General features: G+C 45.1%; 12 protein-coding genes and 1 other RNA gene. 11 read left to right on the plus strand and 2 right to left on the minus strand.

Annotation, left to right across the window (positions count from 1 at the left end; all coding sequences use genetic code 11):
- Window positions 1-143: 143 nt before the first annotated feature.
- From glyQ to rnpB, 9 genes are all read left to right on the plus strand, one after another.
- The gene (glyQ, locus tag CA600_RS11635; protein WP_094870322.1) at window positions 144-1,031 is read left to right on the plus strand and encodes a glycine--tRNA ligase subunit alpha; all 888 of its coding nucleotides are present in this window, start codon (window positions 144-146) and stop codon (window positions 1,029-1,031) included.
- A complete protein-coding gene (gene glyS, locus CA600_RS11640) occupies window positions 1,024-3,099 on the plus strand; it encodes a glycine--tRNA ligase subunit beta (protein ID WP_094870323.1) in 2,076 nt (691 codons plus the stop codon). The genes glyQ and glyS overlap by 8 nt, the downstream gene beginning before the upstream one ends.
- Window positions 3,100-3,339: 240 nt before the next feature.
- Window positions 3,340-3,816, plus strand: coding sequence for a YaiI/YqxD family protein (locus CA600_RS11645; protein ID WP_094870349.1), 477 nt, complete (start codon window positions 3,340-3,342; stop codon window positions 3,814-3,816).
- A 39-nt stretch (window positions 3,817-3,855) separates the two neighbouring features.
- A complete protein-coding gene (gene dnaG / locus CA600_RS11650; RefSeq protein ID WP_094870324.1) occupies window positions 3,856-5,676 on the plus strand; it encodes a DNA primase in 1,821 nt (606 codons plus the stop codon).
- A 40-nt stretch (window positions 5,677-5,716) separates the two neighbouring features.
- Window positions 5,717-6,850 carry an RNA polymerase sigma factor RpoD gene (gene rpoD / locus CA600_RS11655; RefSeq protein WP_042130309.1) on the plus strand — a complete coding sequence of 378 codons (1,134 nt, stop codon included), beginning with the start codon at window positions 5,717-5,719 and terminating at the stop codon, window positions 6,848-6,850.
- 106 nt (window positions 6,851-6,956) lie between these two features.
- The gene (locus CA600_RS11660; RefSeq protein WP_094870325.1) at window positions 6,957-7,781 is read left to right on the plus strand and encodes a hypothetical protein; all 825 of its coding nucleotides are present in this window, start codon (window positions 6,957-6,959) and stop codon (window positions 7,779-7,781) included.
- A 5-nt stretch (window positions 7,782-7,786) separates the two neighbouring features.
- Entirely contained in the window at window positions 7,787-8,557 is a 771-nt protein-coding gene (locus CA600_RS11665; protein WP_094870350.1) for a tRNA (adenine(22)-N(1))-methyltransferase, read from the plus strand.
- Window positions 8,533-9,648, plus strand: a complete 1,116-nt coding sequence (locus CA600_RS11670; RefSeq protein ID WP_094870326.1) for a Nif3-like dinuclear metal center hexameric protein — start codon at window positions 8,533-8,535, stop codon at window positions 9,646-9,648. The genes CA600_RS11665 and CA600_RS11670 overlap by 25 nt, the downstream gene beginning before the upstream one ends.
- Before the next feature lie 64 nt (window positions 9,649-9,712).
- Window positions 9,713-10,128: RNase P RNA component class A (rnpB, locus tag CA600_RS11675), an RNA gene on the plus strand.
- A 533-nt stretch (window positions 10,129-10,661) separates the two neighbouring features.
- Here the strand turns inward: rnpB and CA600_RS11685 are convergent.
- Entirely contained in the window at window positions 10,662-11,882 is a 1,221-nt protein-coding gene (locus tag CA600_RS11685) for an aminotransferase-like domain-containing protein (RefSeq protein ID WP_094870328.1), read from the minus strand.
- 93 nt (window positions 11,883-11,975) lie between these two features.
- Between CA600_RS11685 and pdxR the strand changes: the two genes are divergently transcribed.
- Window positions 11,976-13,415: a MocR-like pyridoxine biosynthesis transcription factor PdxR gene (gene pdxR, locus CA600_RS11690; RefSeq protein WP_094870329.1), complete on the plus strand. Its 1,440-nt coding sequence runs from the start codon at window positions 11,976-11,978 to the stop codon at window positions 13,413-13,415.
- A 3-nt stretch (window positions 13,416-13,418) separates the two neighbouring features.
- Here the strand turns inward: pdxR and CA600_RS11695 are convergent, their stop codons facing one another.
- Window positions 13,419-15,359 carry a S8 family peptidase gene (locus CA600_RS11695; RefSeq protein WP_094870330.1) on the minus strand — a complete coding sequence of 647 codons (1,941 nt, stop codon included), beginning with the start codon at window positions 15,357-15,359 and terminating at the stop codon, window positions 13,419-13,421.
- 309 nt (window positions 15,360-15,668) lie between these two features.
- On the opposite strand from CA600_RS11695, the gene CA600_RS11700 reads away from it, so the two are divergent.
- Window positions 15,669-16,166: a YpuI family protein gene (locus tag CA600_RS11700; protein WP_042190914.1), complete on the plus strand. Its 498-nt coding sequence runs from the start codon at window positions 15,669-15,671 to the stop codon at window positions 16,164-16,166.
- Window positions 16,167-16,341: the final 175 nt, after the last annotated feature.

Consider the following 16,341-nt stretch of genomic DNA (forward strand, 5'->3'; position numbering starts at 1 on the left):
GTTAAACTCTCGTCCCTATGTCTGTTAATCAGGCATGGGGGCGGGGGTTTTTTGTTGCTGTCAGGAGCGAAAAGTGCCGCCTCCATGGTAAGAAGTTTTAAGCAAATGGAGTTAAAAACTTGTAAAGCGAAGGAGACGGTATTATGAACTTTCAGCAGATGATTTTGACGCTGCAGCAGTTCTGGGCTGAACAGAACTGTATTATCGTACAGCCTTATGACACAGAAAAAGGCGCCGGCACGATGAACCCTATGACTTTTTTACGCTCACTAGGTCCTGAACCATGGAGAGTTGCGTACGTAGAGCCTTCACGTCGCCCATCCGATGGTCGTTATGGCGAGAATCCGAACCGTCTGTATCAGCATCATCAATTTCAAGTCATTATCAAACCATCGCCTGATAACATTCAAGAGATTTACTTGGATAGCTTAAAGGCACTCGGTATTGATCCGCTCTTGCATGATATCCGTTTTGTCGAGGATAACTGGGAGAACCCTTCACTCGGTTGTGCAGGTCTAGGATGGGAAGTATGGCTGGATGGTATGGAAATCACTCAGTTTACTTACTTCCAACAGGTCGGTGGGATTGAAGCCAATCCAGTTGCTGTAGAAATTACTTACGGTATGGAGCGGTTAGCCTCCTACATTCAAGATAAAGAAAATGTATTCGATCTTGAATGGGTTAGCGGCATGACTTATGGTGATGTTTTTCATCAGCCGGAATTCGAGCATTCTACTTACACCTTTGAAGTATCTGATGTAAAAATGCTATTTTCACTGTTCAACATGTACGAAGAAGAAGCGCGTAGAGCGATGGAAAAAAATCTTGTGTTCCCAGCCTACGATTACGTGTTGAAATGTTCACATAGCTTTAATCTGCTGGATGCACGTGGAGCCATCAGTGTTACAGAACGGACTGGATTTATTACCCGTGTGCGTAATCTTGCCCGCTCTGTAGCGGCAACATATCTTGAGGAACGCGAGAAGCTTGGCTTCCCGCTGCTGAAGAAAGAAGGTGCTGACCGTGTCTAAAGATATCCTGTTTGAGATCGGTCTGGAGGAAATTCCTGCACGGTTTATCCGCGCTGCGATGGAACAGCTGCAAGATAGAACGTCCAAGTGGTTGGATTCTGCACGGATTACCCATGCTGGAGTTACTGCTTATGCAACGCCACGTCGTCTCGCTGTTTTTGTTAAGGATGCGGCTGAGAAGCAAGCGGATATTAGCGAAGAGGTCAAAGGGCCGTCACGCAAGATCGCACTGGATGCAAACGGAGACTGGAGCAAAGCTGCATTAGGGTTTGCCCGGAGTCAAGGTGTATCCCCAGAGCAATTTACGTTCAAAGAGCTAGCAGGAGTAGAGTATATTTATGCTACTAGAAATAGTGCTGGGGTAGAGACAGCTTCGTTGCTCTCAGAAGGACTTTTAGGGATAGTAAATGCGATGACTTTTCCGAAAAACATGCGTTGGGGAGCTTACGATTTTAAATTCGTGCGTCCGATCCGCTGGTTAGTTGCTCTTTTCGGCAAAGATATTATTGATTTGGAAATTACAGATGTAAAAGCAGGGAATGTGAGCCGTGGACATCGTTTTCTGGGAACAGAGACTGTAATTTCGGAGCCTGCACAATATGTGGAGAGCTTGCGTGCGCAGCATGTGCTTGTAGATGTGAAGGAACGGGAAGAGCTGATCCTGAAACAAATCAATGAATTGGCTGAAGAAAAAAGCTGGACGATTGCGATCAAAGAGGATCTTTTGGAGGAAGTATTGTTTCTAGTTGAAACACCAACCGTGCTATTTGGAACCTTTGACCCATCGTTCTTGAACATTCCGCAAGATGTGCTGATTACTTCGATGCGTGAGCATCAGCGCTATTTCCCAGTTTTTGATGCAGCAGGCAAGCTTCTGCCTTTCTTCGTAACGGTGCGTAACGGAAATGCAGTATCTTTGGATGTAATTGCTAAGGGAAATGAGAAGGTACTCCGTGCTCGTCTATCAGATGCCAAATTCTTCTATCAAGAAGATCAAAAGATGAAGATTGATGATGCACTAGCCAAACTAGAGAATATCGTCTACCATGAAGAACTTGGCAGTGTTGGAGATAAAGTGCGTCGTATTCGCCAAATCTCCGATCGTCTTGCTGTAACATTGGGATTGTCTGATAGGGCCCTTTCTGAAGTAAGTCGGACTGCTGATATTTGTAAATTCGACCTTGTCACTCAAATGGTTTATGAATTCCCAGAACTCCAAGGCACCATGGGCGAAGATTATGCACGCAAAGCAGGAGAACCTGAAACTGTGGCAAGAGCAATCTTCGAACATTATCAGCCACGGTTCGCAGGAGATGCAGTACCTTCGACGGATGCTGGATCGGTTGTCAGCATTGCAGATAAGATTGATACAATTGTAGGCTGCTTCTCCATCGGTATCATCCCTACAGGTTCTCAGGATCCTTACGCACTGCGTCGACAGGCTGCAGGGATTGTTCAAATCGTGCTTGAGCATAAATTGCCGATTACGCTACGCGAAATTTTTGAAGCTGCGATTGAAATTCATAAAAATTCAGGGAATTCGAAACATTCTGACGATGAACTACGTATAAACCTGTACGAGTTCTTCAGTCTGCGTGTTAAACGACTTTTATCCGACAATGTACGCTATGATGTTGTGGATGCTGTTACAGCAGCTGGCTTTGACGACGTGGTAGATGTTGTAGGTAGAAGCCGTGCGCTTATGGGTGCTGTGTTAGACCAAGCAGACTTCAAAATCACCGTGGATTCACTTACTCGGGTTAGTAATCTGGCAGCTAAAGCAACCAGCGAAGGGATTGATCCTTCTTTACTTAAAGAAGATGCTGAGCTAGAGCTGTATAATACATGGCAGGAGTTACACACACCGTATCTTGAAGCGATGTCTGCGAACAATGCCGAAGAAGCACTCCGAATTCTCTCGGGTCTAAAAGATGCTGTTACAGCATTTTTCGATTCTGTTATGGTTATGGCAGAGGATGAGCAGATACGTGCTAACCGTTTAGCTTTGCTTGCTGGGATTGATGCTGACTCCAAGGCGTTTGCTGATTTTGGCAAGCTGGTTTGGTAAACGGCTGAGCACCGGAGTTCCCGGCTGAATTTCAAGATTCGACATTTGATCAAAGATCAGCTTTTCGAACAACATCTATAAGAAAAGTTTGTGTCTTATGGTATAGAATGTTGGTTTGGGGTATAAATATACGGAACGGTGCCAATGCGTCATTTGACATCCGTTCCGTATTTATGCATAGAAAGAAGGATTTCTTGCGGTAAGGGCGTATATATATTACACGGGAAATTGGTGATGATCATGGAGAAGAAGTCCCGGTCTAGAACTATAGTCGTGGATGGGGATGCTTGTCCGGTCAAAAAAGAGATTGCTGAAGTAGGCCGCGCTTTTGGCGTGCCGGTACTGATGGTATCTTCTTATGACCATGCACTGAAAGCTGAAGAAGGTGTTACGGTTGTGCAGGTGGACCGGGGAGATCAAAGTGCCGATCTATATATTGCCAATCATATTTCTGCTGGAGATGTGGTGTTGACTCAAGACTATGGTCTCGCGGCACTTGCGCTCGGAAAACGTTGCAGTGTGCTTTCTTTTCGTGGTCAGGAATATGATGATTCCAAAATGGATTTTATGTTGGAAGGCAGGCATGCCAGGGCCGTGGAACGAAGACGGGGACAATACTCGAAGGGTCCAAAACCTATAACGGCAGAAGAAAAAATATATTTTCAACATAAAATGACAAAACTTTTAATACTTTTGCAGGAGAATGTAGAGCAATAGCGAATTATATTTATTTGTTAAGAATTGAAGGTGGTTGAAGTGGCTAGCGGACACGGGAATATTCCGGAAGAAGTTATCGAAAGCGTGCTTGCACGTCATGATATTGTCGATACAGTCGGTAAGGTTGTCCATTTGTCCAAGCAGGGGAAATATTTATGGGGCCTCTGCCCGTTCCATTCGGAGAAAACCCCTTCCTTTACAGTTACCCCCGACCGGGGAGTGTTTCATTGCTTTGGCTGCGGCATGGGTGGAAATGCCATCAAATTTAGGATGGAAATCGAAGGATTAACCTTCCCCGAAGCCGTCAAAATAATGGCTGAAGAAAGTGATATTCCCGTTCCTGAAGGTAAGGGAGGCCTAATGTCTCCTCCTGATCCGGAACGCGATCGGTTGATTCAAGCTTATGAATGGTCTGCAAAGTTTTATCATTACTTGCTGAAGAATACGGAACACGGCAAAGCCGCAATGGAGTATTTAAGAGCCCGGAACTTCAGCGATAAAATGATTGACCAGTTTCAGATCGGATATGCTCCGGACCGCTGGGATACTTTGCTACAATTTTTGGAGAAACGGAATTTTGACCTTGCTGAGATGGAGAAAGGCGGACTCTTGTCTGCCCGGGGTGAGGGTAAAGGCTATATAGACCGTTTCCGTGGTCGGATAATTTTTCCGATTGCGAACCGCACCGGCAAGGTGATTGCGTTTGCCGGAAGAATTCATGGAGAAGGACAACCTAAGTATTTAAATTCTCCAGAGAGTAGACTGTTTAACAAAAGCCGGATTTTATACAATTTGCACCAGTCCAAAGCATCCATCCGCAAAACGCGGCAAATCGTCCTCTTTGAAGGATACGGAGATGTCATTTCGGCCTGGGAAGCAGGTGTGCATAACGGCGTAGCAACAATGGGAACTTCTTTAACTGAAAGTCATGTAGCACTGATGAAGAGCCTGGCGGATGAAATTGTACTGTCTTATGACGGTGACCGGGCAGGACAAGCAGCTGCTATAAAGTCTATTCCAATGCTTGAAGGCAGTGGCCTGCGTGTGAAAGTTGCCTTACTGCCAAGCGGACTCGATCCAGATGAATTCATCTCCAAGCATGGTGGAGAAAGGTTTATGGATCAGGTTATTGATTCAGCGGTTTCATCCATAAAATTTAAGCTTATATATCTGAAAAAAAACCATATACTCCTAGAGGAAGATGGCAAAATTGCCTACGTCAAAGAAGCTTTGGAGGTCATTGCTTCGTTACATTCCTCGACTGAGAGAGAGGTTTACCTAAGGGAAATCGCTTCTGAGCTGGAACTTTCATATGATAGTTTGAAGCAGGATTGTAATTTACTTAGGGCATCGATGCAAAAAAACATCCCTGAAGGGGATAATAACGACAAAAGGTGGAATAATGGTAGGCATAAAAAAGGGCAAGTGCAGACACCAACTTTGCTGCCCGCTTATCATGTCGCGGAACGGCGTCTACTGTCCTTTATGATTCAGGACCCGGAAGCCGCCACGTATGTGGGCGAACGCCTCGGAGAAGATTTCAACATCGATGATCATGCGGCAATTGCCGCTTATCTATATGCCTATTACGCGCAAGGCAAACCACCCGGCATTAGTCGGTTTCTATCATCGCTTCAGGACGATCGTCTAGAGAAAACTGCAACATCAATTTCCATGATGGATACACCTCCGGACTGGAATATGCAGGTGCTGGATGATTGTATCCGTGAAGTACGGAAATACCCACTGCAGCGCAAGATGGATCAGAAGCGTGAAGAGATGATTCAGGCGGAAAAGTCAGGTGACTTTTTGCGTGCGGCACAAATAGCAAGTGAGATTATAGCCCTAGAGAGACAATGAAATGTTGACAGGATGTACCTAGGGAGGAGGGAGTCGAATTATGGCGAACGATCAGCATACTGAATTGGAAGCAGAATTTACTTTGGATCAGGTTAAGGATCAGCTTATTGAGCAAGGCAAGAAAAGATCATCATTGCTATACAAAGATATTATGGAGAAATTATCGCCGTTTGATCAAGACCCCGAGCAAATGGAGGAGTTCTATGAACAACTCAGTGATTTGGGGATTGAAGTTGTAAACGAGAACGATGAGGAGGTTAACAGCCTCCGGCCAAATGAGGACAATGAAGACAAAGAGGGCGATGAGTTCAGCTTTGATGATGATTTGTCACTGCCGCCAGGGATTAAGATTAATGACCCTGTTCGTATGTATCTAAAAGAAATTGGACGCGTTCCGCTGTTGTCGGCTGACGATGAAGTAGAGCTTGCTATGCGTATTAAGAATGGTGACGAGGAAGCCAAACGTCGTCTCGCTGAAGCGAACCTACGTCTTGTAGTAAGTATTGCTAAACGTTATGTTGGACGCGGTATGCTGTTCCTTGATTTGATTCAGGAAGGTAATATGGGTCTGATCAAAGCGGTAGAGAAATTTGACCATAACAAAGGGTTCAAATTTAGTACGTATGCAACTTGGTGGATTCGTCAGGCCATTACCCGCGCGATTGCGGATCAGGCACGTACGATTCGTATTCCTGTACACATGGTTGAGACGATCAACAAGCTGATTCGTGTCTCTCGTCAATTGCTGCAAGAACTGGGACGTGAACCTTCGCCAGAGGAAATTGCGGCTGAGATGGAGCTGACGGTTGAGAAAGTTAGAGAAATCATGAAGATTGCCCAAGAACCAGTATCGCTCGAAACACCGATCGGTGAAGAAGACGATTCACATCTGGGAGATTTCATTGAGGATCAGGAAGCCTTGGCTCCTGCGGATGCAGCAGCTTATGAACTGCTGAAGGAACAGCTGGAGGATGTACTGGACACGCTCACGGAGCGTGAAGAGAATGTACTTCGTCTGCGTTTTGGCCTAGATGATGGCCGGACGAGAACACTTGAAGAAGTGGGCAAAGTGTTCGGCGTTACCCGCGAACGGATTCGCCAGATTGAAGCTAAAGCATTGCGTAAGCTTCGTCACCCTAGCCGCAGTAAACGGCTTAAGGATTTCCTTGAATAGTATTTCATGAACTGGACCTTCTGCTGCTCAGTAGCAGGAGGTTCTTTTATTTGAATTACGACCCTAAAAGTGCTGACCTTGTGTATCTGGAAAGAAGGATGAGCCAGTGAATTTGGAAAAACGCGAAATTATTATAAAAGAGATTCAGTATTGGAGAAAGAACAGATTGCTACCAGAGCAATATTGCGACTTCTTAACCAATCTGTATGATGATGAAGCTGCGGCGAAGGATAAAAATCCGATTTCGCTGAAGAATCTACAGCAGGGAAACATCAAAATTTGGCTGTTTGGTTTTGGAATTATTTCCTTGATTTTCTTGATTAGTCTTTATTTTAGCGTTTTTCCCTGGCCTTTGCAACTTGCAACAGCACTATCCGTATTAATTATTTGTTATGGATACTCAGCGGTTTACAAGAACCGAAATCATGTTATTAGTCTTATTCTGGCGGGGCTGGGTAGCGTGTTATCGCTTGGTTTTGGGCTATGGCTGATTGCTTTGCATGATCTTGATCCTCAGTTCTGGAGACCGATTCTGATTGGAGCTTGCGGCTTGTTATGGTGTATTCTGGGATTTGTGCTCCGGATCGGCTTGCTGCAGTACTGCGGGTATGCTTTTTGGGCATTACTATATGCTGGATTCTTCGGTGGAAGACGGCCTGATGCCTCGATGCTAGAGCTTGAGTTCTTATGGCTTCCATTATGTGTAATGATGGTGTGGCTAAGCTGGCTTTTACATCACAGAGTAAAAGGCGCCGCTAATGTATTTTTTGCAGTGGGCGTATCGTTATGGGTTATGCCTGAGCTCGATGCTCTTTTATTGAGACAAAATTTCCCGCAGTGGATTTCGTTTATGCTAATTTTTAAAATTGCGGTAGGCTTAGCCCTGCTGTTCTTGTTTCGAAAAAAATGGATAACGTGGGTGGCAACATGAACAATGTGAAATTATCAGATCGACTTCAGCAATTGCTGAAGCAAATTCCGCAAGGAAGCAGGTTGGCAGACATCGGTTCTGATCATGCGCTGCTTCCTGTAGCTGCTGTAGAAAGCGGTAAGGCGATATTCGCAGTAGCAGGTGAGGTAAACCCAGGTCCTTTTGATGCTGCTTGTAAAGGCGTTGCAGAGGCCGGATTAGGAAAGGTGATCTCGGTGCGGCGAGGGGATGGCCTTGAGGTACTGGAACCTGGTGAAGTTAATTGTATCACGATCGCTGGTATGGGAGGGGCTTTAATTGCCTCGATTTTAGACCGTGGTCAGAGCCAAGGTAAGCTTAAGGATGTTACAACACTGGTCCTTCAGCCGAATGTGGGCGAGGATATTTTGCGTCGCTGGCTACTAGCTAATAATTGGGTTCTTATAGCTGAAAGTATTCTCGAAGAAGATGGGAAGTTATATGAAGTATTAACGGCTGTACCAGAGGATGCGAGTGCCGGAATTACGAATGCCCATGTATATCGAGAGGTAACGTTAGGTGATTCCGCTATGGTTCGTGGTCAGGATACCTTGCTACAGATGGGACCATTTCTATTACAAGCACCGAATGCTGTGTTTTTTGCCAAGTGGCAAGGGGAGATACAGAAATTGGAAGGCATTTTGACATCATTGTCACGTTCAGAGCTCGAATCTGCGGAGAATAAACGGAAATTAATTCGAGATCAGATCAAGGAGATTACGGAGGTGCTGCAATGCTTGCCAAAGGACAAACAGTAATTCAATATATGGAGCAGCTGGCTCCGAAGCATTTAGCCGAAGAGTGGGACAAAGTCGGTCTTCAACTAGGTTCCTTACAGAAAGAGATAACCAATGTGCTGGTTGCACTGGATGTTAATGATGAAGTCGTTGAAGAGGCAATAAGTCTCGGCTGTAATCTAATCATTGCCCACCATGCGATTATTTTCCTTCCGCTGCAAGGGATTCAAACAGACACTCCAATGGGTAGAATGTATGAAAAACTGATTAAAAATGACATCGCGGTATACATCAGTCACACTAATCTGGATGTTACCGAAGGTGGAATGAACGATTGGATGGCGGAAGCTCTGGGCATAGAGAACGGAGTACCCATCAAAGACATTCATTCAGAGCAATTGTCTAAGTTGGTGGTATTTGTACCAAAGGATCATCATCAGAAGGTTTTAGATGCCATCTTGAATGCAGGAGCAGGGGCAATCGGCAACTATAGTCATTGCAGCTTCAATATTGAGGGATACGGGACTTTTATTCCGGGAGAAGGCACAGATCCTTATATCGGGGAAAAAGGGAAGATGGAGCGTGCTGAGGAGATCCGTATTGAGACGATCGTGCCACACAGTATCCGCAATAAAGTGGTACAGGCTATGCTCAAGGCTCATCCTTATGAAGAGGTTGCCTATGATTTGTACACGATGGATCTTAAAGGCCGCAGTTTAGGGCTTGGGCGGGTTGGAAAGCTCAAAGAACCTACAACACTTGGGCAATTCGTTGAGACGGTAAAAAAAGGTCTGAAAGTAGACCATGTACGTGTTGTGGGTGATTTGGATCGTCCGATTCGTAAAGCCGCTGTTCTCGGCGGTTCGGGTGGAAAGTATTATAACAGTGCTATTTTCCGCGGTGCAGATGTGCTGGTTACAGGAGATCTTGATTATCATACAGCACAGGATGCCGTGCTCGCTGGGATCACTCTGATTGATCCAGGACATAATGCGGAGAAGATCATGAAAGAGAAAGTAGCAGCGTGGATGACTGGGAAACTGGTGGAGCATAGGTATGATACAGCTGTACATGCTTCGCAGGTGAATACGGAGCCATTTAAGTTCCTATAAAAATTCCATTTAATAATGCTTGTGCCAGACATGCGATGTCTGTATAATATATAATGTTGTTCGGAAAGTTTGACAGACAATCGCCGGTGACGTGTAGACGTCACGGGAGGAAAGTCCGGGCTCCATAAGGCAGGATGCTGGATAACGTCCAGTCGGCGCGAGTCGAAGGATAGTGCCACAGAAATGGACCGCCGATGGCCGCCTTAGGGCGGCACAGGCAAGGATGGAACCGAGGTGTAAGAGACCCCGAGGAACGCTGGTGACTTCGTTCCTGGTAAACCCCATCTGGAGCAAGACCTAATGAGACGCAGCAAATTCCTGTATTGGAATAGGCAGCCTTAGCCTGAGGCGCGTCTAGGTTGGTCGCTGGAGCTGTGCAGTAATGTACGGCCTAGATAGATGATTGTCGCTTATGGTGGGAGGGTAGTTCCCGATTGAACCACGACGAGCACAGAACCCGGCTTACGGCAAACTTTCCTAACTGCAACGTTATGATAAACAACAACAACCATACAAGCGGCGGCGTATCTCGGGAAACCGGATCACGTCGCTTTTTTAAAATATAAGAAAGTATAAGATTCATTTTATACATTATCCTTATATTTCTCGCAACGCTTACCATCCTTATAAGGACGCCGAAGGTGTTTATGCTCGTGGCAAGAAGATATGTAGAAAGAGGGAAATGTATAACATGGGTAATTATCAGATTTGCGGGTTCTGCGGACATTTATATGAACGAAACAATAAGAGGATGTGCAATAGTTGTGATGAGATGTATCAGAGAATCAGGCGTATCGTAGAGACTTCACCCGACACGATGGTATTAAATATATCCCTTCAAACAGGGGTAAGTGTCAGTCGAATCATGTCTTTCGTTGAAAATGGATATTTTAGGCTCAATAAAGATAGCATAGAAGTATCTAAGAAGTAAATTACGCTAAGCATGGCTGAGAAATAAAAATAACCCGGCTTCCTAATCCCATACAGGATGAAGAATCCGGGTTTTGTCATGCTTATGAACGAATGCCGGCCTGACTCTCCCGCCATTGTACCAACGCCTTCTCCAGACGCTGAACAGCAACGGGTACAAGCTTAGGTGGCGTATGGGTGAAATTCAGACGCATCTTATTCTTGTGGGGCTGTGATGAATAGAACACTTCACCGGGAACAAAAGCAACACCGTTCTCTACTGCTAGAGGAAGTAATTCCTTCGTGTTGATCTCTTGGGAAAGTGTTAGCCACAGGAACATACCGCCTCGTGGCTCCAGAAAATGAGCGCCTTCCCAGTTCTGCGATCGGAGTTCCGCGGATAAGAGCTTCATTCGAGAATAATATTCTCGTGAGATGACGCGGATATGCTGCTCAATATCGAAATGCAGCAGCAGTTCATCTAAAGCCCGTTGGTCAATGGTGCTAGAATGCAGATCAGCGGCTTGCTTTGCTTTGGCGATGGTCTTGATTAGATTGGAATCGCCAATAATCCAGCCGGTACGCAGGGCAGGGGCTACGATTTTGGAAAAAGTTCCAGTGTAAGCGACACAATAATCGCCGCCATAGCTTCTGTCGATGGATGCTAGTGAGGGTGGATAAAGATCTTTATTCTCCTCAAAGGTTATTTCGCCGTAGGGATTATCCTCCAAGATAAGAACATTGTAGCGGCGGCAGATTTCCACCACTTTCTCACGGCGTTCCTTACTCCAGGTTGCTCCTGAAGGATTGTTGAAGGTCGGAACTGCATATAGGAGTTTGGGCCGTAATTTTTGTATTTGATCTTCCAGGTGATCTGGCAGCATGCCTTGCTCGTCATTATTTATCGTATGAATATCAGCCCGGTAAGAGCCGAGTACCTGTAAAGCTGCTAAATAAGTGGGGGCTTCAACAAGTACAGCATCACCGGGATCAAGTAGTATTTTACATAATAAATCAATGGCTTGCTGGGAACCTGTAGTCAAGATCATCTCAGATGCTGTAACAGGGATTCCTTGCCGAGTAAGTCTTTCGGCGATTTTATCACGTAGTGGAGTAAAGCCCTCGGTTAATCCGTATTGAAGCACTGAGGTGTCACTGGAGAGTACACGGTTATAAGCGTCTCGTACGGCCTCCAAGGGAAACAAATCCTCCCCAGGCAGCCCGCCTGCAAGTGAAATGATGTCATTGCCCTGTGTAACTTTTAGAATCTCACGAACGGCTGATGATCCTAGATGATTGGCTGCGGTCGAGTATTTGATATCCATAAATGAGTTCTCCACCTTTCAATTTGGTGCTATCATAATAGGAGTACTGTATAACAGTAAAGCGTTGAATATAACAGTGGAGGTGGAGGGTTCATGCACATCGATTTGATTCGCAATAGCAGTAAATCTCTGCCTCATCAAATCAGTGAAACCCTAAGTCAGCGGATCTCATCAGGATTGCTCCAGCAAGGTGTCCGGCTGCCCTCCGTAAGAAGTTTGGCTACAGCTTTGAGAGTAAGCCAGGTTACAGTAAGCAAGGCATACAATGTGCTTGAGAAGCGGGGACTTATTTATTGCAGGCAAGGAAAAGGCTGCTTTGTAGCCGACCCTGAACACACCCGACGTCAGGAAGATGGCCGCTGGCAGGATATATATGATGATTATTTGCCGCGAGCTCAGCTTTGGCGCAATTTTGATTACTCTGAAGTAAAGTATCCCTTTCATATAGCTGCAATTCATAGTGAGTTACTTCCTCTAAAAAATATTGGTGACTCCTTCGCATCTTTAGTTATGCAGCAGCCGGAGCTTATGGCAACCTATGGGAACTTCCAAGGTGATCTGGAGCTGCGAGGAATTATGAGCGATCATTTAAAAACACGTGGAATTGCACTTACTTCCTCTGATGTTATGATCACAAGCGGAACTCAGCAAGGCATTGATCTGGTGGCTCGTACCTTTGTCGGACCTGGGGACACCGTGTATCTTGAGGCTCCTAGTTATACAGGGGCTATAGATGTTTTTGCAGGACGAGGTGCAGAGATGATTTTTGTACCTACGGACAGTGAAGGGATGCGGGTGGATATTCTTACAAGAATGTGTGATCAAAGACCGCCTAAGCTAATTTATACAATCCCTACTTTTCAGAATCCTAGCGGAGTAACCATGAGTATAGCAAGAAGACAACGTCTGCTGGAATTAGCCCGCAGTTACCGTTGTCTTATTGTTGAGGATGATCCATTTAGTGATTTATATTTCCATGCGCCTCCGCCGCCTACGATCAAATCGATGGATTCCGAAGGGCATGTAGTTTATATGAAGAGTTTCAGTAAAGTTATTGCACCCGGCTGCAGAATTGCCTGTGTAGCCGCTGGTGGGAATATTCTGTCACGGCTTATCGCCGCGAAGTCCGCAAGTGATTTAGGGAGTCCGCTGCTCACACAAAGGGCGGTATTGCCATTCATAGCGGGCAAGTATGAAGCCTATGCTGCTCAGTTACGAGTTACACTCCGTGCACGTATGGAAAAGGCGGCGAAGCTTCTAAAGCTTTACGCGCCGCCTGGAGTAAAATATATTCTCCCAGAGGGTGGTCTTAACCTCTGGCTGGAGTTGCCGGCTTCCCCTGATATCGGAAGGCTACATGAGCTGGCCGAACAGGAGAGCATTTCTTTTTTACCGGGTGATGTTTGTTACTCCGCGGAGACCCCTTCCCGGTATATCCGTTTATGTTATTCACAAATGAATGAAACAGATATGGAGGAAGGCTTACGATTATTTCTCCGTTTGCTTGGTAGATTTTTGCAGAGTGGTGGCTAGGTGTTACTTAGAGTTACTTAATCTTTGTTTCAAATGATTCATTTGCTTTTGTACATGCTGTGGCCATAGCTGAAGGGGAACCTGATTGCCGCTAGCGGCTTGCAGGGTTTTGTAGATATCGACCTGACCCCAGCCAAAATATTTGTCATGCCCGGGAGTACCTAAATCAACAGCATTTTTGGTCATAAGATCCATAACTTCCGTATTCGTCAGATTCGGATTTAGTGAACGCACCAGACCCGCTAGCGCAGCGACATGAGGACTGGCCATCGATGTACCGGATAAAGCGGCATACTGGCTATCTGGGTAAGTGCTTGCTATACTTTCTCCGGGCGCTGCGACATCAATATAATCGCCGTAGTTGGAGAAGGAAGCTTTTTCCCCTGAAGCATTTGTTGCAGCTACTGCAATCACTTCGGGATACGCAGCAGGAAATCCTGGTCGTTCTGTATTATCGTTGCCAGCAGCAGATACGAGGACGATATCTCGGTCGTAGGCATATTTGATCGCGTCATGAAGAAACTGGGAATCCGCATAGTTCCCTAAACTTAAGTTTATGACTTTCGCACCGTTGTCCGCTGCCCAAATGATTCCTTCTGCAACAGAATAAGTGGTACCTGCTCCTGAATTATCAAGTGCTTTTACCGGAAGGATCTTGTTATACCAGCTGATTCCAGCTACTCCCTCTCCGTTATTGACCAGGGCGCCTATAATTCCAGATACATGTGTGCCATGTCCTACATCATCTTCTGGAGTGGAACCATTGGTAATCGCGTTATACCCTGTCAAAAGCTTCCCCTTCAAATCAGGATGATTGATCTGGACTCCGGTGTCCACTACGGCCACGATCACTTCTTTACTTCCCTTAGAGAGATTCCAGCCCAGCTCCGTTTCGATCGCCGGCAAATTCCATTGATAGGTGGAGAATAACATGTCATTTGGAGTAACGGTTCCCTCTGCGTTTTTAGATATCGTGTCATTGGTTAAATACATATAGTGAGGCTCCGTATATTCGGGGTGCCATTTATTGGTGAAATAGTCTTTGAGCTCATAATAAGTCAGCTTCTCTGAACGGAAAATATAGGCATACCCAAGCTTACGTGGCTTTTTGCCGTTGATATCAGCGGTTATTGTTTGAAGTTGCCCCGGCGTAGGGGAGTTATTGCGGAAACGGACGACAATTTCATTCTCATAAAAATGGCTGGCGTTTTCGTTATCATGACCGGTCTTAACGGTAATATCTTTTAAATTATCGGTATGGACGGATTCTACACGGTACTTCCCTTCCTTTGGATAAGGGATGAGCCGAAGGTTCTTCAGCTGATGGTCTGCCACACGACCAAGCACCTTTTGGTTAATAAGTGCAATGATGCCTATATTTTTTTCTTTGTTCCGCTGAGCGATAAAGTAATATTTCTCTTTACCGATTGTAAAGGTTGGAGATTCATAGGATTGATGACCATGGATCGCTGATTTCGCCGTCTTAAGATATTTTTGCAGCTGCTGATTCTCCTGTTCGGTTCCTTGAGGTAATGAAGAGGACTTAAAGGTTTCCGTTTTATGCTTGCGAAAATCAATCCACATAAGCATAGTGATAAATCCGTGGTTCTGCTGCAACCGTTTCGCATACACTGATTTATCATGAAGCGAAGACATTCCATCCGTTTCAGAGAGGAGCTTAGTCAAATGTCTGCTGACATCCACTCTATTCAGATGATCCGTCGCATCAACATCTTGAGATAAGGAGCTTTTCTTTAATGATTTTTCCTGTGATGGGTTTGGTGCTGAATGTAGGGCTGAAGTTGGAGCAGGATTTGGTACAGCAACATTAGCGACTTCTCTGGTCGTCGTCCCATTAGTGGCAGGACGTAGTGCAAAGGTAAACAATACAACTGTGAACGCAGCTGTTACCAAACCTGCAACCGTTAGATTTTTACGTGACATGATTTCCGCTCCTCTACGCATTGTAATGGCTATAGGTTTAGAAGAGAGCGTATGTTTTATGCATCTTAGAAAAGGATACCTTCCAAACGTTTTTTATGATAATATCAGAGAGAATAAGCATCTTGAGTTCGCATCCTGATATTGCAGGAGATACGTCGATAGATGTTCTTTTAATTTTCAGAAGGTTAGACTTCTCTGTGTTTGCATCCTGATATTGCAAGAATAAAGAGATATGTCTAAAGACTATTTCTTCATAAGATTAACTTTATTGACTACAAGAGCAGGGAATAATAAGGGGGAGCAACCGCCATGTCAGCAGCCAATGTGCAGAAATTATGTGAATCGACGAGAGACAAACTTAAAGATGTAATTGATAAGATGGAGATTTTTCTGAACGAGCATGCATTGCCTCAGCTTGTAACAGAAGATGATGAAGAAACTGTACAATTTTATCAAGGATTTCTGTCCGATGTTCGTCATCTGTTAGTGTTCTCGGAAATGTCTTATGAGAAGCTGGGAGTTGCGCTGCGTCGTGCTACATTCGATGAATCTTTTGCGCAGAAAGCGCTTTATAATGTATATCACTATGGCGTGAATAACTTCTTCTATCCAAAGAACGAAAGCTATTCTGAAGATGGACGTTATGCTTATACTGGACAGGATGCTATCCGTTTCCGTAAAAAGCCAGTTCGTCCGGCTCGTGATATCATTCTAGAAATTACCAAGACCTATGAAGAGCTACGCGATGACCTTACTTATTATGAAAACGACTATTTGACTGAGAAACGTATGCAAAATCAGGTTTAACAGTTAACTAATTCCTGTAAAGGATCAGCACTTCGTCAATTTATAATGACGAGGGCTGATCCTTTTTTGACGTATTTAGAATTTATATATTTGAGGCCCCCACAAAGTACCTGAGTACGCATCGAAGCACCCCCCCACTTTGTGGGGATATTTTGCGTGGGCATCGTTACATCAA

This window comes from Paenibacillus sp. VTT E-133280 (assembly GCF_002264385.1).
GTDB lineage: Bacteria > Bacillota > Bacilli > Paenibacillales > Paenibacillaceae > Paenibacillus_AQ > Paenibacillus_AQ nitricinens.